This is a genomic window from Marinobacter lutaoensis, assembly GCF_001981305.1.
In the GTDB taxonomy this organism is placed as follows: domain Bacteria; phylum Pseudomonadota; class Gammaproteobacteria; order Pseudomonadales; family Oleiphilaceae; genus Marinobacter; species Marinobacter lutaoensis.
Genome location: NZ_MSCW01000008.1, coordinates 333465 through 340297, shown reverse-complemented (window position 1 = coordinate 340297; position 6833 = coordinate 333465). Strand labels below are relative to the sequence as shown.

Genomic DNA, 6833 nt, shown 5'->3' with positions numbered 1-6833 from the left:
GAACTGCAATCCAGTGGCCTGGGGCATGGCTTCAATCCTTGAAGAGGGGGTCCATCCATTGTTCGCGGGGCGGCCTCGTCGATTCCATGACGGCAGGCGGACCCGGCAGCGTGAAAATTACCAGCCCGGGCGCTGAAAATCCAGTGCCCGGGCTGAGCAGCTCACGCCCCCGCGTCGGGGTGGTACAGCCGCTGGATGCTGGAAAAATCCAGGTCCTCGTTCCCCTGCCCGGCGTGCAGCTGGAACAGGTTACGGGCCAAGCTGCCCATGGGGATAGCGGCCTGGTTTCTGACTGCGTTGTCGAACGCCAGCCCCAGATCCTTGGCCATCAGCTTGACCAGGAAACCGCCTTCATACCCGCGCGATGCCGGCACGCCATCCATCACCCCGGGCCAGGGATTGTAGACGTTCAGCGCCCAGTTACCCCCGGAGCTCTGCTTCATGATTTCCGAGAGCACCGCCGGATCCAGGCCATTCCTGACCCCCAGAGCCAGGGCCTCGCTGGTCCCCGTCATCAGGATCGCCAGCAGCATGTTGTTGCAGATTTTTGCCACCTGGCCGGAGCCGTGGGGGCCAGCGTGGAAAATGTTCTTGCCCATGCCTTCGAGGATCGGACGGACCCGCTCGAAGGTGTCGGCCTCGCCGCCGCAGATGAAGGTGAGTGTGCCCGCCCGCGCGCCCCCCACGCCACCGGAGACCGGCGCATCCATGAACGCCAGCCCCCGGGCCCTGGCGGCCTCGGCCACATCACGGGCGGTTTCCGGCGCAATGGTGGAGGAGTCGATGACCAGGGTACCCTGGGGCAACGCCGCCAGCAGCCCGTCCTCCCCCAGATACACCGCTTCCACGTGCTGCCCCGCCGGCAGCATGGTGATGACACACTCGGCGCCCACGGCGGCGTCCCGGGCGGAGCCGGCGGTACGGGCCCCGTCGGCCACCAGGGCCTCGACGGCGGCCTGGGACAGATCGAATACAGTGACCTGATGGCCGGCCTTGAGCAGATTGGCCGCCATGGGCCCCCCCATGTTGCCAAGGCCGATAAACGTTATCTTCGCCATGTCGATTCTCCTACCTCTTGTTGTTGTCGTGTTCCCGGAAGAAATCCTCGATCCAGTCGGTGTCCAGATCGACCAGGGAGGGGTATCGCCAACGCGGCTGCAGGTCCTTGTCGATCAGCAGCGCCCGGACTCCCTCCGCGAATTCGCCCTTGTGCAAGCAGTTGACCGACAGCACCCGTTCCTTATCCAGCACCGCCCGCAAGCCCTCCAGCCGGCAGGAGCGCAGGTGCCGCCAGGTCAGCGCCAACGAGGTGGGCGAAGCGTTGGTCAGACCGCGCACGCTCTTGCCGAGCCAGTCGTCACGGCCCGCCAGCTCCTGCAGCTGGGCTACCGTGTCCACCAGCGTATCGGCGTCTGTGGCCCTCTGGATGTCGTCGTAATGCCGGCGCAGCGGCGACTCCGGCAGTGCTTCTCGGCTACGAGCCTCGAACTGACGCAGCACGCTGCCGATCACCCCGTGGGCGTCCCGTCCCTGCCAGCGCTCGCCCCGCAGGGTGTCGATCACCTGGCTCTTGAAGGCATGCTGGATGAAGCGGTCGGCCATGCCCGTGTATAACGCATCGGCGGCGTTCATGCGGGCCCCGGTCAGGCCCAGAAACAGCCCCAGCCGGCCCGGCATCCGGTTCAGGAACCAGCCGGCCCCCACGTCCGGGTAGAGGCCGATGTTCACCTCCGGCATGGCCAGGCGAGAGGCTTCCGTTACCACCCGGTGCGAGGCGCCTACCATCAGGCCGATGCCGCCGCCCATGACGATGCCGTGCCCCCAGCAGATCACCGGCTTGGGAAATTCGTGAATCTGGTGGTCGAGCTGGTATTCCTCCCGGAAGAAGGCCTCGCCCAGGTCGGAGCCGCCGGGCTCAGTCATGCTCCGGTACAGGGACACAATGTCGCCGCCGGCGCAGAATGCCTTGTCGCCTTCCGCCTCCAGCCAGACCGCAACCACCCGTTCATCCTCGGCCCACGCCTCCAGGCGGGGCCGCAGCAGTCGGATCATGTCCAGTGACAGGGAGTTGAGATTACGCGGGGAATGGATCCGGACCGCGGCAATGACCGACGCATCACCCGCCGGCCACTCTTCGAACACCAGAGGTTGGTCGCTCATCACACCCTCTCCCCCGCCTCAGCGGTTTTTCCACTGTGGGCTGCGTTTTTCCAGAAAGGCGTTCACACCCTCTTTCTGGTCCTCGGTGGAGAACAGCTCCACGAACAGCTCCCGCTCCATGCGCCAGCCGTCGCTGTGGCTGCGGCCGTCCCGCGCACTCATCACCAGGGTCTTGCACCGGGCTACGGCGGACGGGCTCTGGCGACAAGCGCCCTCGGCCAGGGCCAGGGCCTTGGCCAGCCCCTCGCCGCTGGGTACAACCTCCTCGACCAGACCAATGCGCAAGGCGGTCTCGGCATCGACCCGCTCACCGCACAGGATCATGCGCTTGGCCCAGCCCTCGCCGACCAGCCAGGGCAGGTTCTGGGTGCCGCCGGCACAGGGCAGCAGTCCCACGGAAGCCTCCGGCAGGGCCATCTGGGCATGGGCCTCGGCGATCCGGATATCACAGGCCATGGCGCACTCCAGGCCCCCGCCCATGGCATATCCGTTGATGGCGGCAATGGACACGCCCCGGAAGGCCGTCAGGGTGGCGAAGGCGTCACCAAACAGGCGCGCCATCTCGTTGGCGCGGGCCTTGTCCCCGTCGGCAAACGTTTTCAGATCGGCGCCGGCGGAGAAGAACTTTTCACCCTGCCCGGTCACCACCAGGGCAAAGATGTTGTCGTCAGCGTCAAGGGTTTCCACGGTCCGGATCAGCGCCGCCAGCGACTCCGCCGTCCAGGTGTTCGCCGGCGGGTTATTGATGGTCAGTACCGCAATGTGTCCGCGTTTTTCGAGCTGAATCGGTTCGCTCATGGGGGTCTCCTGTCTCTTGCGGTTAATTCATGGCCTCGGCCACACCGGCCTCCAGCACACGACGCGCCACGATCAGGCGCATGATTTCGTTGGTTCCTTCAAGGATCTGGTGTACCCGCAGGTCCCGTAGGTAACGCTCGAGCGGGTACTCTCGGATGTAGCCGTAGCCACCGTGCAGCTGCAGCGCCTCGTTCGCTACCTCGAAGCAGGCGTCGGTGGCGAAACGCTTGGCCATGGCGCAAAACAGCGTCGCCTCGGGGTCGCCGCTGTCGAGCTTGAAAGCCCCCAGGCGCACCATCTGACGTGCCGCCACCAGGTTGGTGGCCATGTCCGCCAGCTTGAACTGCAGCGCCTGAAAGGCCGCCAGTGGCTTGCCAAACTGCTGCCGTTCGTGCAGGTAGTTGCGGGCCCTCAGCAGGGCCGAGCGGGCACCGCCCAACGAGCAGGTAGCGATGTTGAGCCGGCCGCCATCCAGTCCTTTCATGGCGATGGCAAACCCCTGGCCCTCCTCGCCCACCCGGTTGCTGGCGGGAATGCGCACGTCCTCCAGGGTAACCAGCCGGGTCGGCTGGCTGTGCCAGCCCATTTTGTCCTCGTTCTTGCCGTAGGAAATCCCTTCGGCGTCGGCCGGGATCACGAAGGTGGAAATGCCCCGGGCCCCGCTGTCGGCATCGCCGGTGCGGGCCATCAGCACCAGAATGTCGGTGCTGCCGGCACCGGAGATGAACATCTTGCTGCCATTGATGACGTAGCGGTCGCCGTCCCGGACCGCTCGGGTCCGCAGGCTGGCGGCGTCGGAACCGGCACCGGGCTCGGTCAAGCAGTAGGAGGCCAGCCATTGTCCGGAGGCCAGTTTCGGGACGATTTCCTGGCGCAGGTCGTCGGAGGCGAAACTGGCCACCATCCAGGTCGCCATGTTGTGGATGGTGATGAAAGCGGCGGTCGAGGGACAGGCGGCGGCCAGTTCCTCGACGATCACCGAGGTGTCGAGTCGGGACAGCCCCATGCCGCCCAGGGCTTCCGGGGTGTACATGCCCATGAATCCCATCTCGCCGGCCTCACGCAGCACGTCCACCGGAAAGATGTGCTCCTCGTCCCAGCGGGCGGCGTGCGGCGCTATGGATTTCTCGGCGAAGGCACGGGCCGCCTCGCGGAACGCGAGCTGATCGTCAGTGAGATTGAAGTCCATTGCCTGGCTCCTGTGTTTCGAGGGTGCGTGCAAGCACGGAGACAGGGGGCCGGTCGCTCCCGGCCCCAGATTTCACCCTCAACGCGGTCAACGAAGCTGGATGGAGAAGTTGGCTTCCGTGGATATGGCCTCGCTGGAGAACCAACGGGACGTCACGGTTTTGGTCTCGGTGTAGAAGCGCACCGCCTGCTTGCCGTAGGCGTGCTGGTCGCCGTAGAACGACCCCTTCCAGCCGGTGAAGGAGAAGAACGGCAGCGGCACCGGGATGGGAATGTTGACGCCCACCTGGCCCACGTCGATCTCGTGCTGGAAACGCCGGGCCGCGCCACCGGAATTGGTGAAGATGGAGGTACCGTTGCCGTAGGGGCTCCGGTTGATCAGATCGATGGCCTCGCCTAGGGAGTCCACGTGCATGCAGGACAGGACCGGGCCGAAGATCTCCTCCTTGTAAATGTCCATGTCCGGAGTGACTTCCGAGAACAGGGTCGGCCCTACCCAGTTGCCGTCCGGGAATCCATCCACGGTGCAACCCCGGCCATCGAGCAGCAGCTTGGCCCCCTGGGCCTCACCACGGGCGATCAGGGTCTCGATGCGCTCTTTCGCCTTGGCGCTGATCACCGGGCCGTAGCTGGCGCCCGGGTCGTTCCAGGCTCCCGGACGCACTTTGGCCATGGCTTCCTTCAGTTCCGGAATCCACTGCTGGGCCTCGCCCACGAACACCGCCACGGAAATCGCCATGCAGCGCTGGCCGGCGGCGCCGACGGAAGCGCCCACCAGGGCATTGATGACCTGCTGCTTGTCGGCGTCCGGCATGATCACCATGTGGTTCTTGGCCCCGGCAAAGCTCTGGACGCGCTTCATGTGGCGGGTGCCGGTTTCATAGATGTAACGGCCGACCGGCACCGAACCGACGAAGGAGATCGCCTTGATGGCCGGGTCGGTCAACAACGTATCCACCTGGGCCTTGGCTCCGTGCACCACCTGCAGCACGCCCTTGGGCGCGCCGGCCTGTTCGAACAGCTCGGCCAGGCGCATCGGGGTCAGCGGATCCTGTTCGGAGGGCTTGAGCACGAAGGTGTTGCCGCAGGCGATGGCCATGGGGAACATCCACAGCGGGATCATCGCCGGGAAGTTGAACGGGGTGATGCCGGCGCACACGCCCAGCGGCTGGATCCAGGAGTGGGTATCCACCTCCCGGGCCACGTTCTCGACGGTTTCGCCCATCATCAGTGACGCCACATTGGCCGCGTGCTCAACCACCTCGATCCCCCGCCAGACGTCGCCCTTGGCGTCATCAAACGTTTTACCGGTTTCTTGGGACAGGATTTCGGCGATCTCATCGTGGTGCTCTTTGAGCAGAGCCTGGTAACGCAGCATCACCCGAGCCCGCTCGGAGACCGGCACTTCCTTCCAGGTCCGGAACACCTCACCGGCATGGTCGATGGCGCGGCGCATCTCCGCCTCGGTGGCACAGGGCACGCGTGCGATCACTTCGTTGGTGGCGGGATTGGTGACGTCGATCCAGTCGCGGGTCTCGCTCTGAACGAAGTCACCACCGATGTACTGGGGAACGTGTTTCATGTGGGTATCCCTGTTTGTTGTTATGCGGGAAAACGACCCGGACAGCGGGTCCGGGTCACGATGTGCACCAGAGACTAGCATGGCCCCGGCCCGGGTGTGATTGACTAAATTTCGGTCATGATGGATTATTTTTCGATGACCCTGACCGCTCCCCCCAAAAAAGCCGCGCAAACCTCACAGTGGCCGGTGCCCCCGGACAGCGTCCGCTATGTGGTACCGGAGCCCATTGTTCGCTTGCTGTCCAGTCACCCGTTGACCCGGGAACTGTATCCCCTGGCCTTTGGCCATTACCGGAAAGCAGCCGGGCACCACATGCACCGAGAGCATCACCACGACAATCTTTTGATCTACTGCACCGACGGCCGGGCGTTCCTCAATGTCGCCGGTACGCCCCATACCGTGGAGGCCGGCGACCTGGTGCTGTTGCCCGCCGGCGCCAGCCACCGCTACACCGCCGACCCGGACAACCCCTGGACCATCCACTGGGTCCACTACACCGGTCCCCTGGCTCCGGAATTTCATGCCTATCTCGGCTTCGACGAACAGACCCGCATCCGCTCCGTGGGCCGGCAGCCACGGCTACTGGTGGATTTCAACGGCCTGCTGTCGGTGCGCCAGACCGGATTTCGCATGCGCGGACTGGTTCACGCCGCCAACCGGTTACGCCAGCTGCTGGCCGCCATTCCCCTGAGTCCGGAGGAGGTACGGCCGGATCGCACCCTGGACCTGGACACGATCCACGGCTATATGCGCGAACATCTGGACGAGCGCCTGGCCCTGGAGCAGCTGGCAGACCTGGCGGGGCTGTCGCCGGCCCACTTCGCCACCCGCTACCGGGAGCAGACCGGCACCGCACCGATCCAGCACTTCCTGCACCTGAAAGTGGAGCGGGCCTGCCAAATGCTGGACACCACCGAACTGAGCTTCGCCGAAATCAGCCGCCGCCTGGGCTATGACGATGCCTACTATTTTTCCCGGCTGTTCAAGAAGATCATGGGGCAGTCCCCCCGGGACTACCGGCACACCGCGCGGCATTGAAGGCCAGGCCGACCTGACGCGCCTCCGGCCACTTTTGTTGACCGCCCGAAGTCGCTAATCTTGAGCG

The 6833-nt window shown here is 65.1% G+C and carries 6 protein-coding genes; 1 reads left to right on the top strand and 5 read right to left on the bottom strand.

Annotated features, from left to right (window positions below; translation table 11 throughout):
- Positions 1–161 precede the first annotated feature (161 nt).
- The 5 genes from mmsB to BTO32_RS14695 form a co-directional block, all read right to left on the bottom strand.
- Entirely contained in the window at positions 162–1058 is an 897-nt protein-coding gene (gene mmsB, locus BTO32_RS14715; protein ID WP_076725395.1) for a 3-hydroxyisobutyrate dehydrogenase, read from the bottom strand.
- 10 nt (positions 1059–1068) lie between these two features.
- Positions 1069–2160 carry an enoyl-CoA hydratase/isomerase family protein gene (locus tag BTO32_RS14710; RefSeq protein ID WP_076725394.1) on the bottom strand — a complete coding sequence of 364 codons (1092 nt, stop codon included), beginning with the start codon at positions 2158–2160 and terminating at the stop codon, positions 1069–1071.
- A gap of 18 nt (positions 2161–2178) precedes the next feature.
- The gene (locus BTO32_RS14705) at positions 2179–2958 is read right to left on the bottom strand and encodes an enoyl-CoA hydratase (RefSeq protein WP_076725393.1); all 780 of its coding nucleotides are present in this window, start codon (positions 2956–2958) and stop codon (positions 2179–2181) included.
- Positions 2959–2980: 22 nt separating this feature from the next.
- On the bottom strand, positions 2981–4147 hold the full coding sequence (locus BTO32_RS14700; RefSeq protein WP_076725392.1) for an acyl-CoA dehydrogenase family protein: 1167 nt from the start codon (positions 4145–4147) through the stop codon (positions 2981–2983).
- An 87-nt stretch (positions 4148–4234) separates the two neighbouring features.
- On the bottom strand, positions 4235–5728 hold the full coding sequence (locus BTO32_RS14695) for a CoA-acylating methylmalonate-semialdehyde dehydrogenase (RefSeq protein WP_076725391.1): 1494 nt from the start codon (positions 5726–5728) through the stop codon (positions 4235–4237).
- Between the two features lie 135 nt (positions 5729–5863).
- Here BTO32_RS14695 and BTO32_RS14690 point away from each other — a divergent pair, with 135 nt between their 5' ends.
- Positions 5864–6766, top strand: a complete 903-nt coding sequence (locus BTO32_RS14690) for an AraC family transcriptional regulator (RefSeq protein WP_076725390.1) — start codon at positions 5864–5866, stop codon at positions 6764–6766.
- The last annotated feature ends 67 nt before the right edge of the window (positions 6767–6833 follow it).